The following is a 16,490-nucleotide window of genomic DNA, read 5'->3' on the forward strand; positions in this document are numbered from 1 at the left end:
CGGGAGATGGCGCGGCGGTAACGTGTGGGGATGTCGCATCCGTCGCCATGGTCTGCAGCCGAGACGGCCGCGCACCTGCAGAGCCCAACGGACGACGATGATAAGTATTCCCGCGGCGTGGTCGGAATGCGAACGGGCTCGGCCCGGTACCCGGGCGCGGCGGTGCTCGGTGTCGAGGCCGCATGGCGCGCGGGCGCCGGGATGGTGCGGTACGTCGGACCGGATGCCGCGGCATCCCTGGTGCTGGCACGGAGACCCGAGACGGTGCGTGGAACGGGCCGGGTTCAGGCGTGGGTGATCGGGTCGGGAATGCCCGCTCGCGGGACCGACGGCGACGCGGATGAGGATCCGGGCTTCGCCGACATCCTGGGCGGTGCGGAACCGGTCGTCGTCGACGCGGGAGCACTCGGCGTCGAAGGAGCGACGGCGCCATGCGTGCTGACCCCGCATCGGGGAGAACTGGCCCGCCTGCGGGTGAAGCTCGGGCTCTCGCGGGAATGGTCGGATGACGCATCCGCCGCTCGCGAGACCGCCGCCGAGACGGGCGCAACGGTGCTGCTCAAGGGTGCGCGCACGTGGGTTGCGACACCGGGCGGATGGCTGGGGTTGGTCGAATCCGGGGCGCCCTGGCTCTCGACCGCGGGCACGGGCGACGTGCTGGCCGGTGTCGTGGGTGCGCTGGTCGCGGCGCGCAGTTCGGCCGCGATCGACGACCCCGAGACCCTCGGGCCGCTGGCGGTATCCGCGGTGTGGCTGCACGGTGCTGCGGGTCGGATCGCCTCAGGACTGCCGCCGCTCGACGACGGAACCGATCAGCCGGAACGCCGTCGGGGCGCCGGGCGGGGACATCCGCTCGTCGCGCTCGAGGTCGCCGAGGCGATCCCGGCCGTCTGGGCGCTGTTGTCGCACTGACGTGAGCGCAGGGGACGCGCGCTTAGGATGAGCGGGTGTCGGGTGGGCTGTGGCGGGAGTGGATGAAGCACCGCACTGTCTTGTGGGTCGCCTTCGCCGTCGTGCATCTGGTCGTCGCGGTCTTTGGCTGGGTTCTGCCGAACCAGCCCATGGGCGACGTCTACCTCGTGTACGAACCGTGGGCCGACGCCGCGGTCGATGGGCGCGAGATCGTCGGTATCACGACGCCGTTCGTGTATCCGCAGCTCGCGCTCGTGCCCATGATTTTCGCGCGTGCCCTGGCGTGGCTCGGCGGCTACATCATCGCGTGGTCGATCCTCGTGACGGCACTGAACGCGATCGCGTTCGCCCTGCTGATCGGACGCGCCCGGTCTCGTGCCCGCGTCTCCGCCGCCTGGTTCTGGCTGGCCTACGCGCTGCTGCTCGGGCCGATCGGGATGTATCGGATCGATGCCGTCACCGTGCCGTTGGCCGTTGCCGGTCTGCTGTGGCTCGCGGGTCGGCCCGCCGTGGCGACGGCGCTGCTGGCGGTCGGGACCTGGATGAAGATCTGGCCGGCCGCACTCATCGCCGCGGCCGTGGTCGCCCTTCGTCGGCGCCTGACCGTGATCGCCTCGGCCGCCCTCGTCACCGCCCTCGTGCTCGGTGGGATCATCGTGCTCGGCGGCTCGGGCCATGCTTTCGACTTCATCGGCGAGCAGACCGGACGGGGTCTGCAACTCGAGGCGCCCGTCAGCACCTTCTATCTCTGGCAGGCCGTCGCGGGGGTTCCGGGTTCTTTCGCGTTCTATGACAACGACATCCTGACCTTTCAGGTGACGGGTCCGAACGTCGACATCGTGATCGCCGTGATGACGCCCCTGCTGGCGGCGGCGGTGGCGGGGGTCGCCGGGCTGGGCGCGTACAAGGCCTGGCGTGGTGCGTCATACGTGCGTCTCATGCCGCCCCTCGCGCTCGCCGTGGTTCTCGTGCTGATCGTGTTCAACAAGGTCGGCTCGCCCCAGTTCCAGACCTGGCTGATCGCGCCGCTCGTCCTCTGGATCGTGCTGGATCGGACGCGCGCGAGCACGGTGGCCGCGTTGTCGCTGGTCAGCGCCGCGCTGACGCAGGTCGTCTACCCGATCGTTTACGGCGGGGTGCTGAACACACAGCCCGTCCCGGTCGCTCTTCTGACCGCTCGGAACGTCATCACGATCGTTCTGCTCGTCTTCACCGTCACGGCACTCGTTCGGGTGCCGACTCGCTCCGCGGCGAAGATCAACGCGCGCAAGCGCGACCTTCGCCGGTTCGTGTCCGCTCGCTGATCCTCGGGAGAATCATGCTCATTGCCTTTTCAGTAGCCCCCAGCGGAACGCCCGGCGGCTCGTCGGACTCCGGCGCCGCTGCGGATGGCTCGGTTCACGACGCGGTCGCCGCCGCGGTGCGCGTCGTGCGTGACTCCGGACTGCCGCATCGCACGAGCTCGATGTTCACCGAGCTCGAGGGGGAGTGGGATGAGGTCTTCGATGTGGTGCGTCGGGCGACCGAGGCCGTGATGCCGTTCGGATCGCGTGTGTCTCTCGTGCTGAAGGCCGATATCCGGCCCGGCTACTCCGGCGAGATCGACGGCAAGATCGAGCGGCTCGAGCGGGCGCTCGACGAGTCCGCCGGCGCGTAGCCGAAGCATCCGTTCCTCAGAGACTCGCTAGGGGAGTGGCTCCGTTCGAATCGTTTCGAAACGCGGGATAGGATCGCTCGGTGACATCCGCAGCGCCTTCCGATATCGGCTCATCTCGCGTCCCGTCCCGACGGGTCGCCACCTGGGCACTCATCTCGCTCGCGGTCGGCAGCTTCGGAATCGGCATGACCGAGTTCGTCATCATGGGTCTGCTTCCCGAGATCGCACGTGATCTGCTGCCGAGCGTCTGGGCGAATTCGCCGGACGACGCGATCGCCCAGGCTGGGTGGCTGATCTCGCTCTATGCGCTGGGCGTGGTCGTCGGGGCGCCGACGATCTCGGGGCTTGTGGCCCGTTTTCCGCGCAACCGGGTGATCGTGGCTCTGGCCGCCGCGCTCACGCTTTTCACCGTGCTCACGGTCATCGCCCCCACATTCGAGCTCGTCGCTCTGTCTCGCTTCTTCGCAGGCCTGCCGCATGGCGCGTTCTTCGGGATGGGCGCTCTCATCGCCGCCGATGTGCTGGGACCCGGCAAGCGCGCGAAGGGCGTCGCGATCGTGCTGATGGGCCTGACGGTCGCCAACGTCGTGGGCGTGCCGGTCGGCACGTTCCTCGGGCAGGCGAGCGGATGGCGGCTGGCTTTCCTCGTCGTTGCCGCGATCTTCGCGGCCGGCACCGTGATGGTCTGGGTGTTCGTGCCTGCTCACACGGGGGATGCAGGGCGCACCTTCCGGGCCGAACTAGCTGTCTTCCGAATTGGCCAGGTGTGGCTGACGCTCGCGATCGGCGCCATCGGATTCGGCGGGTTCTTCGCGGTGTACAGCTACATCTCACCCCTGGTCACCGAGATCTCGGGCAGCCCTCTGTGGGTCGTGCCGATCGTGCTCGTCGTGATGGGCGTCGGGATGATGGTCGGCAACCTCCTCGGCGGGGTACTGGCCGACAAGAATCTGCGCGCAACCCTCATCGGGGGTCTCGCGGTGCTCGTAGTGGTGCAGGCGCTTCTGGCGGCGACCGCGGCGTACATCGTGCCGCTCATCGTCTTCATCTTCCTCATCGGCGTTGCGTCCGCGGTCACCAGCCCGGCGATCCAGACGCGACTCATGGATGTCGCGGGTGACAACCAGACGATCGCCGCGGCCCTCAATCACTCGGCCCTCAATATCGGCAACAGCCTCGGTGCCGCCCTCGGCGGCGTCGTGATCGCGCTCGGGTGGGGCTTCGTGATGCCGTCGTGGGTCGGTGCGACGCTCGCCGCACTCGGTGTGGGCATCGCCGTTGTCGCTTTCGCGCTCGAGTCCCGTTCCACCGCGAGCGTCCGGCGGACACTTCCGGAACCCGCGACGGGGAGTACAGTCCTGCGGTGAGGAAGAGAACGCCGGCCGCGGCGGCAGCGCGCGGTCGGACGGCGGGGCGGGGTCGGCAAAAGGGACTGTCGCGCCATCACCTGCAACCCGCCCAGGCCGTCGTGCTCGGGTTCGCCGCGGCGATCGCCGTAGGTACCGCTCTGCTCATGCTCCCGATCGCCAGAGTCGGGCCGGGCGGGGCGAGCTTCGTCGAGGCGCTCTTCACGGCAACGAGCGCCGTGTGTGTCACCGGGCTCATCGTCGTCGATACCCCGGTTTTCTGGACGGGCTTCGGGCAGGTCGTCATCCTGGTTCGGATCCAACTCGGCGGCCTGGGCATCATGATCTTCGCGGCCCTGATCGGGGTCGTGCTGGCGCGCAAGATGTCCGTCCGGTCGCGGCTGAACACCGCAGCCGAGGCGAAGACGCTGGGCTCGAGGACGTACGCGGGCTCGTCCGCCGCATCGTCCTGATCTCGGTGATCATCGAGGCCGGCGCGTTCATTCTGCTCTTCCTGCGGTTCCTCCTCGGCTACGGCTACACCGTGGGCGAAGCCGCCTGGTTCGCCCTGTTCCACGCGGTCTCGGCCTTCAACAACGCGGGGTTCGCGCTCTACAGCGACAGCCTGATGGGCTTCGTGAGCGATCCGTTCATCTGCCTGCCGATTTGTGCGGCGATCATCCTGGGCGGACTTGGCTTCCCCGTGATCATGCAGCTCCGCCGCGAGTTCCGTCGCCCGCTTCATTGGTCGATGAACACCAACCTCGTGCTGGCGGTCACCGCCGTGCTACTCGTTGCAGGAACCGTCTACATCACGGCTGTCGAGTGGAGCAATCCCGAAACCCTCGGCGGACTCGACCCGTGGTCGCGCGTTCTCGCCGGATTCTTCCAATCGGTGCAGACCAGGACCGCGGGCTTCAACTCGGTCGACGTGGGTGACATGCATGACGAGACCTGGCTGGGCATGGACGTCCTGATGTTCATCGGTGGCGGCCCCGCGGGAACCGCGGGCGGCATCAAGGTGACGACGTTCGCCGTGCTGTTCTTCATCCTCGTGACCGAACTGCGCGGTGAGGGTGCGGTCAACATCTTCGGCAAGCGCCTCTCTCGCGCGGTTCACCGTCAGGCGATCACGGTCGTCCTGTTGGCCGTTGCCGCGGTGATCGCGGGCACCGCGCTCATCATGTTCTTGAGCGGCGAGAACCTCGACAAATCCCTGTTCGAGACGGTTTCGGCGTTCGCGACGGTCGGGATGTCGACGGGCATCACCGCGTCCCTGCCCGAGAGCGCGCAGGTCGTCCTGGTCATCCTGATGTTCCTCGGCCGCATCGGCCCACTCACCCTCGGTCCGGCCCTTGCGCTCCGCGAGCGACGGATCCTGTACGAACTTCCGAAAGAAAGGCCGGCCATTGGCTAAGTTCCCGCAGTTCGGCGCCAGCGAACGATCGCGGCGCATCGCCGAGGCGGACTCGGTCGCCGTGATCGGCCTCGGCAGATTCGGACGTTCGCTCGCGCTCGAGCTCATGGCATCCGGCACCGAGGTGCTCGGCATCGACCTCGATGAAGACATCGTCCAGTCCCTCAACGGCGAGCTCACGCAGGTCGTGCGCGCCGACTCCACCAAACGCGAGGTGCTGCACCAGCTCGCGATCGACGAGTTCGACCGCGTCGTCGTGTCGATCGGCGGGAACATCTCGGCATCCATCCTGACCTGTTCCGTGCTGCTCAATATGGACATCCCGGTGATCTGGGCCAAGGCCGTCAACGACGAGCACGGGCTGATTCTGGAGCAGCTCGGGGTGCACAAGGTGATCTATCCCGAGAAGGACATGGGCCGCCGGGTGGCACACCTCGTTCGCGGAGCGGCCCTCGACTTCATCGAGATCGCGCCGGGCTACGCGATGGTCAAGGCTCCCGTACCGGCATCGATCCAGGATGTTCCACTCGGCTCGACGGGACTGCGCAAGTCCCACGGGGTCACGATCGCGGCCTACCAACACGACGACGTGTGGGATAACGCGGACAATCAGACCGTGCTGCGCGAGGGCGACACGATCCTCGTGGTGGGCAAGACGCGTTCTGCGGAGGGTTTCGCTCAGCTGCGATAGGAGCGCCGGCGGCCGCGCCGACTAGTCCTCGAGCAGTCGTCGCAGGTGCGCGCCGACGACGTGTGTCTCGATGAGGAACCCGTCGTGCCCGTAGTCGCTCGTTATGACGCTGGGGGAGTTTCCGTCGAGCGTGTTCGGGATCGCGCGGGCGATCCGTTCCTGTCCTTCGACGGGGAAAAGACGATCGCTGTCGATTCCGAGCACGAGTGTTCGTGCGGTGACCTGTGCCAGGGCCTGTTCGACGCCGCCGCGATCGCGCCCGACGTCGTGGGAGTTCATCGCCTCGACAAGACGGACGTAGCTGTTCGCGTCGAAACGGCGGGTGAAGCGGTTGCCATGGAAGTCGAGATAGGACTCGACCGCGAAGCGTCCGCCGTGACCGAGGGGGCTCACTCCCGACTGCCATGACCGCTGGAATCGCTGGTTGAGCTCGGTGGGGCTGCGGTAGTTCAGCAGCGCCATGCGTCGGGCGAGGGCGAGTCCGCGATGCGGGCCGTCCCCGTCGCCCGCGTCGTAATACTCACCGCGCTGGAATCGTGGGTCGATGGCGATCGCGTCGAGCTGCACCGAGTTGAGCGCGATCTGATCGGCGGTGTTGATCGGCGGAGCCGCAATGATCGCCGCGCGGGCGACACGGCTCGGAAGTCCTGCGGCCCACTCGAGGGCGTGCATTCCACCCATCGAGCCTCCGACGACGCCCGCCCACACTTCGATGCCGAGCTCGTCGGCGAGTTGCGCCTGGGCTGCGACCTGGTCGCGGATCGTGACATACGGGAAGCGCGAGGCCCACTCGTAGCCGTCGGGCGCGATGCTCGCGGGGCCGGTCGACCCCTGGCATCCGCCCAGCATGTTGGGTGCGACGACGAACCAGCGGTCGGTGTCGATTGCGGCTCCGGGGCCGACGATGTCGGACCACCACCCGTCGGTGGGATGCCCCGGCCCCGCGGGACCTCGGACGTGGCTGTCGCCCGTCAGGGCGTGCAGGATCAGGACCGCGTTGTCGCGCGCGGCGTTCAGCTCGCCCCAGCTCTCGAAGGCCAGGCGAAAGCTCGGAAGCTCGGCGCCGCCCTCGGTGCGGAACGGCCCGAACGCGGCGAAACGTCGGTCGCCGACGGGGTCGCCGTCGCGCCACGCACCGGTCGCGGGCGGTCGGCCTAGCAGCATGCGCGCATCGGCCTCCGTCACCGGCATCGCCGGATAGGTGTCCTCAGAGCTCTGCCAGTCCATCCGTCCATTCTGACGTGCCCCGCGTCGGTGGGGCGGACACGTTACGTCACCCCACCTATCGCGCGAGGGTGTCCATTCTGACCGCGAGGGTGCCCGTTGTGTCGACGAGGGTGCCCGTTTCGGCGCCGTCTCGCTCGACAACGGGCACTCTAGCGCGTGGAACGGGCACCTTCGAGCGGGACGAAACACGGATGCCCCGGGCGCGTCCCCGACGAAGGGGACGGGCCCGGGGCATCCGGTGACGCGAGATTACGCGCGCGCGGCCTCCGAGACCCTGCGGGCCGCGGCGAGCGCCTGTTCGAGGTCGGCCTTGAGGTCTTCGATGTTCTCGATGCCGACCGACAGGCGCACGAGACCGGGCGTGACGCCGGACGTCAGCTGCTGCTCGGGGGTCAGCTGCGAGTGCGTCGTCGATGCGGGGTGGATGACGAGCGAGCGCACGTCGCCGATGTTGGCGAGGTGGCTGAACAGCTCGAGCGAGTTCACGAACTCGCGGCCCGCCTCGACCCCACCCTTGAGCTCGAACGACAGCACCGCACCGACGCCCTTCGGCGCGTAGGTGTTCGCCGCGGCGTACCAGGGCGAGGACGGCAGGCCCGAGTAGTTGACCGACGCGACATCCTCGTGGTCTTCGAGCCACTCGGCGATCTCTTGCGCGTTCTGCACGTGACGCTCGAGACGCAGCGACAGCGTCTCGATGCCCTGGATGAGCAGCCAGGCGCTCTGCGGCGCGATCGAGGCGCCGAGGTCACGCAGGAGCGTGACGCGTGCCTTGATGATGTACGCGAGCGCGTCGCCGACGGCGGTGGTGTAGCTGGCGCCGTGGTACGACGGGTCGGGCTCGGTCAGGCCGGGGAACTTCTCGACATTCTGCGACCAGGCGAACGTGCCGCCGTCGACGATGACACCGCCGATGACCGTGCCGTGACCGCCGAGGAACTTGGTTGCCGAGTGGACGACGATGTCGGCGCCGTGCTCGAGCGGGCGGATGAGGTACGGCGTCGCGATCGTGTTGTCGACGATCAGGGGCAAGCCGTTCTCGTGAGCGACGCCCGCGACCTTCGCGATGTCGAGGATGTTGATCTTCGGGTTGCCGATGGTCTCACCGAAGAACAGCTTGGTGTTCGGGCGGACGGCGGCGCGCCACTCATCGGCATCGTCCTGGTTCTCGACGAACGTGGTCTCGATGCCGAGCTTCGCGAGCGTGTACTTGAACAGGTTGTACGTTCCGCCGTAGATCGACGAGGACGAGACGATGTGGTCGCCGGCCTGCGCGATGTTCAGGACCGCATACGTCTCGGCGGCCTGGCCGCTCGCGACGAGAAGGGCACCGGTGCCGCCCTCGAGCGCGGCGAGGCGCTGCTCGACGACGTCCTGCGTCGGGTTCATGATGCGCGTGTAGATGTTGCCGAACTCGGCCAGCGAGAAGAGATTCGCGGCGTGCTCGGTGTTGTCGAAGACGTACGACGTCGTCTGGTAGATCGGCGTCGCGCGTGCCTTCGTGGTCGGGTCGGGCTGTGCGCCCGAGTGGACCTGCTTGGTTTCGAAGCGCCAGTTCTCCGGTGCGGACATGATGGATACTCCTGTGGTTTGCGGGGCGCGGCGGGTGTCGCGTCTGTAGCGAGGCTACGGATGGACGGATGTCTCGACAACGGTCGGGAAATGTTACGTAACACAATCCGGCGGCGGTCCGGATCCGGAATCCGTCCCGGCCGACGCGCGACCGCCGATGTCCCAACTCTTCACGCCACAGCGCCGCATGGGGTGAAAAGGTGGGACATGCGCGCGGTGCGCGGGTGCACGAGCCTCGGACTGGCGTCCGGAGTTCGTCCACCCCGTCGGGGCGGACTAGCGTGGGTCCGTGGCAAACAGGCGTGCGGTTGTGACGGGTGCGAGTTCGGGAATCGGGCGGGCGACCGTGGTGGCTCTCCGCGAAGTCGGGTGGGATGTGGTCGGTGTGGCTCGCCGCGCCGAACGTCTCGCGGAGCTCGCGCACGAGACGGGCGCCGAGGTCTTCGCTGCTGACCTGACGAACCAGGCCGACGTCGATGCGCTCGCCGAGTGGCTCAGGGGCACGGGGCCCGTGAATGCGTTCGTTCAGATCGCGGGCGGCGCCCGCGGCACGCAGCGGGTGGAAGACGGCGACCCATCCGACTGGACGTGGATGTACGAGGTCAATGTGCTCTCGACACAGCGTCTCGTCGCCGCGCTGCTTCCCCTCATGCGCGAGGCCGCGACGGAAGACGGTCATGCCGATGCCGTTTTCGTGACGTCCACGGCGGCGCAGGTCGCCTACCCCGGTGGTGCGGGCTACAACGCAGCGAAGGCTGCCGAGGCGATGCTCGTGCACGCCCTGCGCCTCGAACTCAACGGCGAGCCGATCCGCGTGGTCGAGGTCGCACCGGGCATGGTGCACACGCCCGAGTTCACCCTTAATCGGTTGGGCGGCGACTCGGCGGCGGCGGATCGCGTGTACGACGGCGTCGAAGCACCACTCGTCGCCTCGGACGTCGCGGATGTCATCGTCTACGCGATGAACGCTCCCGCTCACGTCAACCTGGATCTCGTGACGATGCGCCCTGTGGCGCAGTCCGCGCAGTACCTCCTGGCCCGTGGGCCGCTGCGGGTTCGCTCGGACCGCGAGTGATCTCGGGCTCTTCACGAGACTGAGTTGAGACGCACGACGACGGCATGAGCCGGGAAGGAGTCACCCCGCATGGGTGAGTACACGGGAGAGCGCGAGCACCTGACCTGGGACGGCTTCGGCGAGGCATGTCGGGATCTCGCCCGCACGATCGTCGCCGACGGTTTCGTCCCCGAAGTCGTGGTCGCGATCGCCCGCGGCGGCCTGTTGCCCGGCGGCGCCATGGCGTATGCCCTCGGGGCGAAGAACTGCGGCGCCCTGAACGTCGAGTTCTACACCGGCATCGGCACGGTCCTGGATGCCCCCGAACTCCTGCGCCCCGAACTCGACATGGAGTACCTCGGCGGGCGTCGCGTGTTGCTCGTCGACGATGTGGCCGACAGCGGTCGGACTCTCGCGCTCGCCGTGCGCCTGCTGAGTGAGCGCGGAGCGGACGTACGTTCGGCGACGATCTACACCAAGCCCGGTTCGATCGCGATGCCGGACTACTCCTGGCGCGAGACGGCGTTGTGGATCGACTTCCCCTGGTCGTGGAAGGGCTCGGTCATCGAAGAGGATGCCTCCTGATCCCATGGCTCGCTCGCTCGCGCAACTCGCCGACGACGGCCTGATCGACGCGGGCTGGGCCGACGCGCTCGAACCCGTCGCTGCGGACATCGCCGCGCTCGGCGAGAGGCTGCGTGCGGAGGTCGCGGCCGGGCGGGGCTATCTGCCCGCGGGCGACCGTGTGTTGCGGGCGTTCCAGCGCCCCCTCGACGACGTCAAGGTGCTGATCGTCGGGCAAGACCCGTATCCGACACCGGGGCATCCGATCGGTCTCTCCTTCGCGGTGGAGCGGGATGTCCGCCCTCTCCCGCGGAGCCTCGCGAACATCTACAAAGAACTCGACAGCGATCTCGGCATCCCATCGGCGCCGCACGGTGACCTGTCGGCCTGGGCCGACCAGGGCATCATGCTGCTGAACCGCGTACTGACCGTTGCGCCCGGGGCATCCGGGTCTCATCGGGGGTGGGGGTGGGAGAAGGTCACGGAACTTGCGATCCGCACGCTTGCCGCGCGCGATCGGCCGCTCGTCGCGATCCTGTGGGGGAGGGATGCCGCCAACCTGCGCCCGCTGCTCGGTGCCACGCCGATCATCGAGTCGCCGCATCCGTCGCCGTTGTCCGCTTCGCGCGGATTCTTCGGATCGAAGCCATTCTCGCTCGCCAATCAGATGCTCGAAAAGGCCGGAGCGACCGCGGTCGACTGGCGTCTGCCCGCGTAGGCTGGCGGCATGCTGGAGGAGGAATACGATCGCGATCGCCGGAAGCTGCCGCGGCACCTGCGCAAGCCTCCGCAGCCCGAACCGATGTTCACGTACGAGATTCGCCCCGTTGAAGATCGCGACATCCCCGATATTCGCGAGATCTACAACTACTACGTCACCAACTCGGTTGTCACCTTCGATGAGAAGAAATGGACTCTCGCGCAGTGGCGTGACAAGGTCGCTCTCCTCGCGACAGCCGGGCTCCCCTTCTTAGTGGCGCAGTCGCCGTCCGGCCAGATCCTCGGGTATGCGCTCGTGCAGCCGATGTCGTCGAAGTCGGCCTATCGGTTTTCGGTAGAGAACTCCATCTACCTCGGGCACGCCGCCGCGGGCAAAGGGCTCGGTAGGGCGCTGTTGGAGGCGCTGATCGAGGCGTGCGAGCAGGCGGGGATTCGCGAGATCGTCGCCGTCATCAGCGATAAGGGTGCCGAAGCATCCGTCGCTCTCCACGAAAAGCTCGGCTTCGTCGAGGTTGGTCGGATGGGCCGGGTCGGCTTCAAGTTCGGCCGCTGGCTCGGCACGATCTATCTGCAGAAGTCCCTCTCACCGAAGAAGAAGAACAAGCGCGGACTGTTCCGTCGCTGACCCGCGTGAGCGCGGCGGGTGGGCTGAGCCTCGGCAGGCAGCCCCAGCGAAGTGGGACATCCGATCCGACGATGTCCCATTTTCTTCCGCTATGCGGCTGTCAGAGCGGGCGAAAGTGGGACGCGCATCCCAGAAAGTGGGACATGGTGCGTGGCGGCGCGGTCAGATTCCCGGATCGATGATGGGGATCGAGTCGAGCAGGCGCCGGGTGTAGGCGACCTGCGGCTCGAGCAGCACCCGCTCGGTCGGCCCTTCCTCGACGATCCGTCCGTCCTTCATGACGACCACGGTGTCACACACGTTCTGCACGACACCGATATCGTGCGAGACCAGCAGCAGCGCCATGCCCTGTTCGTCCCGGAGCTTCTTCAGCAGCGCCAGGATCTGCGCACGGACCGTGACGTCGAGGGCTGACAGCGGCTCATCCCCGACGAGGAGGCGGGGGCCGTGCACGATCGCGCGCGCGAGGGCGATGCGCTGGCGCTGACCCCCCGAGAACTCGTGGGGGAAGCGTTCGGCCATCCCGGGTTCGAGTCCGACAAGATCGAGTACCTCGCGAACGCGCGCGCGGCGGTCGCCCTCGATGCCGAGCGCCCAGAGCGGTTCGCCGACGATCCTGCCGACGCTCATGCGCGGGTCGAGCGACGAGTACGGATCCTGGAACACGATGCCCGTGCCCCGCCGTAGCCAGTGCAGATCGCGAGCGGATGCCGAGGCATCCACGCCCCGTCCCTCGAAGGACACGCTGCCGGACGTCGGCGTATCGAGCGCGAGCAGCAGCCGCACGAGGGTGGACTTGCCCGATCCCGATTCGCCGATGATGCCGACGGATTCGCCCGCGCGCACATCGATGTCGGCGTCCTCGAGCGCGGTCGTCACGCGGCGCGGATCGAACAGGGTGCGCCGGGGCAGGGCGTGTCGGCGGGTCAGGCCGCGCCCGGTGAGCAGAACGTCGCGGTTCATGACGCATCCTCCGCCCCGCGGGCTTGCGCCTCGCGTTGATCCGCCGAGCGCCACACCGTCGCCGTGGCATCCCGCAGCAGTCCCTGCGTAACGGGGGAGCGCGGTGCCGTCAGCAGTTCGCGGACGGGGGCCGACTCGACGACGCGCCCGTGTTCGAGCACGATGCCGTGCGTGGCGATCTGCGAGAGCACCGCCAGATCGTGGGTGATGAACACCAGCGACATCCCGTCCTCGTCGACGAGAGTGTGCAGCAGGCGCAGGATCTCGGCCTGAATCGTCACGTCGAGCGCCGTCGTGGGTTCGTCGGCGATCAGGAGTCGCGGCCGGCACGCGAGCGCCATCGCGATCGCCACGCGTTGCAGCTGACCGCCCGAGAGCTGGTGGGGGTAGCGCGGCAGGAGCTGCGGGGGATCGGGCAGCCGAACACGTTCCGCCTCGGTGAGGGCGCGCTGCCAGGCCTCGCGCTTCGACGCGCGCTCGTGGATGCGGATCGACTCCGCGATCTGGCGCCCGACCGTGCGGATCGGATTGAGCGCGGCTCGGGGTTCTTGGAAGACGATGCCGATGTCGTCGCCGCGCAGCTGAGCGAGTTCCCGATCCGGCATCCCGATCAATTCGCGGCCGTCCCAGACGATACTGCCGGATGCCTCGGCTCCCTCGGGCAGCAGCCCCAGGATCGCAAGGGCGGTCAGCGACTTGCCCGATCCGGACTCTCCGATGAGTCCCAGGCGAGTGCCGTCCGGAACGTCGAACGAGATGCCGTCGACGACACGATTACCGTCGATTTCGATGACGAGGTCACGCACCACGAGGCTCACGAGATGACCTCCGGCATGTGGGTGCGCGCGCGACGAGCTGAAGGGCCAGCTTCGCGGCGGGTTGACCCGCGGGCTTCGCGCAGGGTGGGGTCGGTGGCCTCGCGGATGGCATCGCCCAGCAGGTTGAGCGCGAGCACCGTAATCGTGATGACGAGCCCGGGCCAGACGACCGAGAGCGGGTAGACGGTCAGGAACCCCTGCAGATCGGCCAGCAGCCGACCCCACGAGGGTTCGGTGACCGAGGCGCCGAACCCCAGGTACGACAGCCCCGCCTCGGCCAGTACGGCGACCGCCATCGACCACGACAGCTGCACGATGAAGACGGGCGCGACGTTCGGCAGCAGATGGCGGCCGAGGTTCTGCAGGGGGGTCAGCCCCGATGCCTTGCCCGCCATGACGAAGTCGCTGCGCAGCACACGTCGCAACTCCGGTCGCATGACCCGGGCGATATTGACGCCGAAACCGATGCCCACCGCCCACACCACGATCCACAGGGAGCCACCCCACACGGCGGAGATCATCATCGCGATCAGAAGGACGGGGAAGGCGATGAGGATGTCGACCAGCACCGCCACGGTCTCACGAACCCAGCGCGCCGTGAGCGCGCCGAGGGCTGCGAGCAGAACGCCGAAGACGGTGGCCACGATGCCCGCGCCGACGGCGACGAACACCGTCGTTCGCGCGCCGGCCATGATCATGCTCAACATGTCGCGGCCCGTGTTGTCGGTGCCGAGCAGGTGCGGCCAGCCGGGCGGCGCCCAGCGGTCGGTGATCTCGACGCGTTGGGGGTCGAACGGGGTCCAGACGAGCGAGACCGCCGCGGTAAGCACAACGAGCCCAACGACGATCAGGCCGAATCGGCCCGTCGACTGGCGCCACAGGCGACCGAGCGCGCTGCCCCGCCGCTTTCGCACCCTCTCGCCGGTCACTGTCGTGTGGGTCACAGCTGTGTCGGTCACTCTTTTGTTGGTCACTGGGCCTCCCGCTGCCGCGGGTCGAGCACCCGGTGGACGATGTCCACGACGAACCCGAGCAGCAGCACGAAACCTGTCAGGACGAGTAGCTCGCCCTGCACCTTCGGCAGATCACGCGCCCCGACATCTGCCACGAGCATCCGTCCGATCCCGGGCAGGGCGAAGAGTTCTTCGATGATGACGGAGCCCACGATGATGCCGGCGACCTGGAGCGCGAGCACCGTGATGACGGAGAGGCCGACGCTGGGCAGACCATGGCGCAGAAGGGCCTGGGTGCGGGTGAGGCCCTTTGCGGCTGCGGTCCGCACGAAGTCTTCACCCGCGGCCTGCATCGTGGCACTGCGGACGAAGCGCAGCAGCAGTGCGCCCTCGACGATGCCGATTGTCAGGGCAGGGAGCAGGAGCGAACGGAAGGCGGCGCCGGGGTTGCCCCACCCCTCGCGCGGGAAGCCCTGAGCGGGCAGCCATCCGAGCCATACCGCGAACACCACGACGAGCATCATGCCCGCCCAGACGACCGGCACGGCGGCCAGCGCTTGCGAGCCGACGTTGATCGCCGTCCCGCCCGCACGGTTGCGGCGGATGGCCGAGAGCACACCGAGAGGCAGGCTGAACAGCAACGCGATGAGAAGCGACATCAGCCCCAGGGGCACGGTGACATCGGCCTTTTGGACGAGCTCGGTGACGACGGGCGCCCCGGTGATGAGAGAGGTGCCCAGATCGCCCCGCAGCAGACCGCCGATCCACTCGAGGTACTGCGCGACGACGGGTTGATCGAGGTTCAGCCGGTCGCGGATAGCGGCGACTTGCTCGGGCGTGCCCTGCGCGCCCGCGATCAACTGCGCGACGTCACCCGGGAGCACCCTGAGGGTGGCGAAGATGAGCACGCTGGCAACAAGCAACCCCGCGAGGAGCAGGAGCAGCCGTGTCAGCGCGTACCGGATCAATCGGAGCTCTTACCCAGCCCCGCGACGTTGAGGCGCTCGTTGACGTTGGTTGATGGCATTCCCGAGACATTGCTGCCAACCGCGAGGACGGACTGGCCGTTGTACAGCCAGTCGGCCGCCATGTCTTCCGACACCAGGCGCGCGGCCTGGCGCAGCAGGTCGGCCGCGGTCTCTTCGTCCAGCGAGGCGACGGATGCAGCGTACAGGCGCTGCACCTCGGGGTTGTCGTAGGTGAAGTAGTACTCCGGGTTCGCCCAGTTCTCGAAGTCGCGCGCCTCGGTGTGCAACACGAAGCTCAGGTCGTAGTCCTGATTGACGTAGACATCCTGCAACCACGTCGCGAAGTCCACCGAGTCGACGGTGAGCGTGATGCCGACATCGGCGAGCTGCGAGACCAGCACCTGCGCGATCGTCGTGGGGTAGAACGACGGAATCGTCAGGGTCAGCTCGAGGTCTTCCTCGCCCGCTTCGGCGAGCAGTTCCTGCGCCGCCTCGGGATCGAACGGTGCGACATCGGAGAGGTCTTCGTAGCCCGGGTCGAGCTCGGGGATCGGACCGTAGAGGGTCTCGCCGGCGCCCAACGCCTCGATGATCGCGTCATGGTCGATGGCGCGGCGGATCGCTTCGCGCACGCGGACATCGTCGAGCGGCTCCGCACGCGAGTTGAACGCGAGGGTGCCCTTGTCCGTCGAGGGGCCCGTGACGAGGGCGAAATCGCCGTTCGCCTCGATCTGCTCCTGGAAGTTGGCGTCGAACCCGGTCAGCACGTCGACCTCGCCCGCAAGGGCTGCGTTGAGCGCTGCCGTGCTGTCGGGGATGTAGTCGAAGACGACCTCGGCTGCCGCTGCCGGCTCGCCCCAGTAGCCGTCGTAGCGGGCGAGGGTGATGCTGTCGCCCTGGCGCCAGTTGGCGAGCGTGAACGGACCCGTGCCGTTCTCGGCGGTGTTGAGGTCGGTGGCATCGCCCTCCTTGAACACGAGGCCCGCGCGACCCGTGAGGGTCC

At 67.9% G+C, this 16,490-nt stretch carries 16 protein-coding genes and 1 pseudogene; 10 read left to right on the forward strand and 7 right to left on the reverse strand.

The window, feature by feature from the left end:
- Positions 1 to 30: 30 nt before the first annotated feature.
- The 6 genes and pseudogenes from MIC448_RS16015 to MIC448_RS16040 all read left to right on the forward strand — a co-directional run bounded on the left by MIC448_RS16015 (position 31) and on the right by MIC448_RS16040 (position 6,023).
- Positions 31 to 912 (forward strand): ADP/ATP-dependent (S)-NAD(P)H-hydrate dehydratase, encoded by an 882-nt coding sequence (locus MIC448_RS16015; RefSeq protein ID WP_036301998.1) that lies wholly within the window; start codon positions 31 to 33, stop codon positions 910 to 912.
- A 35-nt stretch (positions 913 to 947) separates the two neighbouring features.
- Positions 948 to 2,216 carry a hypothetical protein gene (locus MIC448_RS16020; RefSeq protein WP_232711636.1) on the forward strand — a complete coding sequence of 423 codons (1,269 nt, stop codon included), beginning with the start codon at positions 948 to 950 and terminating at the stop codon, positions 2,214 to 2,216.
- Between the two features lie 14 nt (positions 2,217 to 2,230).
- Positions 2,231 to 2,569, forward strand: a complete 339-nt coding sequence (locus tag MIC448_RS16025) for a thiamine-binding protein (protein WP_036302000.1) — start codon at positions 2,231 to 2,233, stop codon at positions 2,567 to 2,569.
- 104 nt (positions 2,570 to 2,673) lie between these two features.
- Positions 2,674 to 3,936, forward strand: a complete 1,263-nt coding sequence (locus tag MIC448_RS16030) for an MFS transporter (protein ID WP_036302027.1) — start codon at positions 2,674 to 2,676, stop codon at positions 3,934 to 3,936.
- Between the two features lie 65 nt (positions 3,937 to 4,001).
- Positions 4,002 to 5,332, forward strand: a pseudogene (locus MIC448_RS16035) (TrkH family potassium uptake protein).
- Entirely contained in the window at positions 5,325 to 6,023 is a 699-nt protein-coding gene (locus MIC448_RS16040; RefSeq protein WP_036302002.1) for a TrkA family potassium uptake protein, read from the forward strand. Before MIC448_RS16035 ends, MIC448_RS16040 begins: the two are co-directional and overlap by 8 nt.
- Positions 6,024 to 6,044: 21 nt before the next feature.
- Here the strand turns inward: MIC448_RS16040 and MIC448_RS16045 are convergent, their stop codons facing one another.
- Both MIC448_RS16045 and MIC448_RS16050 read right to left on the reverse strand, forming a co-directional pair.
- On the reverse strand, positions 6,045 to 7,250 hold the full coding sequence (locus tag MIC448_RS16045; RefSeq protein WP_036302003.1) for a homoserine O-acetyltransferase: 1,206 nt from the start codon (positions 7,248 to 7,250) through the stop codon (positions 6,045 to 6,047).
- Positions 7,251 to 7,499: 249 nt separating this feature from the next.
- Positions 7,500 to 8,822, reverse strand: a complete 1,323-nt coding sequence (locus tag MIC448_RS16050) for a bifunctional o-acetylhomoserine/o-acetylserine sulfhydrylase (RefSeq protein ID WP_036302005.1) — start codon at positions 8,820 to 8,822, stop codon at positions 7,500 to 7,502.
- Between the two features lie 289 nt (positions 8,823 to 9,111).
- On the opposite strand from MIC448_RS16050, the gene MIC448_RS16055 reads away from it, so the two are divergent.
- The 4 genes from MIC448_RS16055 to MIC448_RS16070 all read left to right on the forward strand — a co-directional run bounded on the left by MIC448_RS16055 (position 9,112) and on the right by MIC448_RS16070 (position 11,785).
- Positions 9,112 to 9,897 (forward strand): SDR family oxidoreductase, encoded by a 786-nt coding sequence (locus tag MIC448_RS16055; protein WP_036302007.1) that lies wholly within the window; start codon positions 9,112 to 9,114, stop codon positions 9,895 to 9,897.
- Positions 9,898 to 9,966: 69 nt separating this feature from the next.
- Complete coding sequence (locus tag MIC448_RS16060) at positions 9,967 to 10,461, forward strand: phosphoribosyltransferase (protein ID WP_036302009.1); 495 nt, start codon at positions 9,967 to 9,969, stop codon at positions 10,459 to 10,461.
- Between the two features lie 4 nt (positions 10,462 to 10,465).
- Positions 10,466 to 11,158, forward strand: coding sequence for a uracil-DNA glycosylase (locus MIC448_RS16065; RefSeq protein ID WP_051514260.1), 693 nt, complete (start codon positions 10,466 to 10,468; stop codon positions 11,156 to 11,158).
- Positions 11,159 to 11,167: 9 nt separating this feature from the next.
- Complete coding sequence (locus MIC448_RS16070; protein WP_036302012.1) at positions 11,168 to 11,785, forward strand: GNAT family N-acetyltransferase; 618 nt, start codon at positions 11,168 to 11,170, stop codon at positions 11,783 to 11,785.
- 162 nt (positions 11,786 to 11,947) lie between these two features.
- Here MIC448_RS16070 and MIC448_RS16075 read toward each other — a convergent pair whose 3' ends face one another.
- From MIC448_RS16075 to MIC448_RS16095, 5 genes are all read right to left on the reverse strand, one after another.
- On the reverse strand, positions 11,948 to 12,748 hold the full coding sequence (locus tag MIC448_RS16075; protein WP_036302014.1) for an ABC transporter ATP-binding protein: 801 nt from the start codon (positions 12,746 to 12,748) through the stop codon (positions 11,948 to 11,950).
- Positions 12,745 to 13,566: an ABC transporter ATP-binding protein gene (locus tag MIC448_RS16080; protein WP_036302016.1), complete on the reverse strand. Its 822-nt coding sequence runs from the start codon at positions 13,564 to 13,566 to the stop codon at positions 12,745 to 12,747. The genes MIC448_RS16075 and MIC448_RS16080 overlap by 4 nt, the downstream gene beginning before the upstream one ends.
- A complete protein-coding gene (locus tag MIC448_RS16085) occupies positions 13,563 to 14,510 on the reverse strand; it encodes an ABC transporter permease (protein WP_243420058.1) in 948 nt (315 codons plus the stop codon). Before MIC448_RS16085 ends, MIC448_RS16080 begins: the two co-directional genes overlap by 4 nt.
- 26 nt (positions 14,511 to 14,536) lie before the next feature.
- The gene (locus MIC448_RS16090) at positions 14,537 to 15,487 is read right to left on the reverse strand and encodes an ABC transporter permease (protein ID WP_036302018.1); all 951 of its coding nucleotides are present in this window, start codon (positions 15,485 to 15,487) and stop codon (positions 14,537 to 14,539) included.
- Positions 15,484 to 16,490 (reverse strand): ABC transporter substrate-binding protein (locus MIC448_RS16095; RefSeq protein WP_036302031.1); only part of this gene is annotated, 1,007 nt, incomplete at its 5' end. The genes MIC448_RS16090 and MIC448_RS16095, both read right to left, overlap by 4 nt.

This window comes from Microbacterium sp. C448, from assembly GCF_000582705.2.
GTDB lineage: Bacteria > Actinomycetota > Actinomycetes > Actinomycetales > Microbacteriaceae > Microbacterium > Microbacterium lacus_A.

What these genes read in the sequence shown, in the direction of transcription:
- MIC448_RS16015 (WP_036301998.1), top strand. Translation starts at nt 31, where the DNA reads ATGTCGCATCCGTCGCCATGGTCTGCAGCCGAGACGGCCGCGCACCTG.
- MIC448_RS16025 (WP_036302000.1), top strand. Translation starts at nt 2,231, where the DNA reads ATGCTCATTGCCTTTTCAGTAGCCCCCAGCGGAACGCCCGGCGGCTCG.
- MIC448_RS16045 (WP_036302003.1), bottom strand. Translation starts at nt 7,250, where the DNA reads ATGGACTGGCAGAGCTCTGAGGACACCTATCCGGCGATGCCGGTGACG.
- MIC448_RS16050 (WP_036302005.1), bottom strand. Translation starts at nt 8,822, where the DNA reads ATGTCCGCACCGGAGAACTGGCGCTTCGAAACCAAGCAGGTCCACTCG.
- MIC448_RS16060 (WP_036302009.1), top strand. Translation starts at nt 9,967, where the DNA reads ATGGGTGAGTACACGGGAGAGCGCGAGCACCTGACCTGGGACGGCTTC.
- MIC448_RS16065 (WP_051514260.1), top strand. Translation starts at nt 10,466, where the DNA reads ATGGCTCGCTCGCTCGCGCAACTCGCCGACGACGGCCTGATCGACGCG.
- MIC448_RS16070 (WP_036302012.1), top strand. Translation starts at nt 11,168, where the DNA reads ATGCTGGAGGAGGAATACGATCGCGATCGCCGGAAGCTGCCGCGGCAC.
- MIC448_RS16075 (WP_036302014.1), bottom strand. Translation starts at nt 12,748, where the DNA reads ATGAACCGCGACGTTCTGCTCACCGGGCGCGGCCTGACCCGCCGACAC.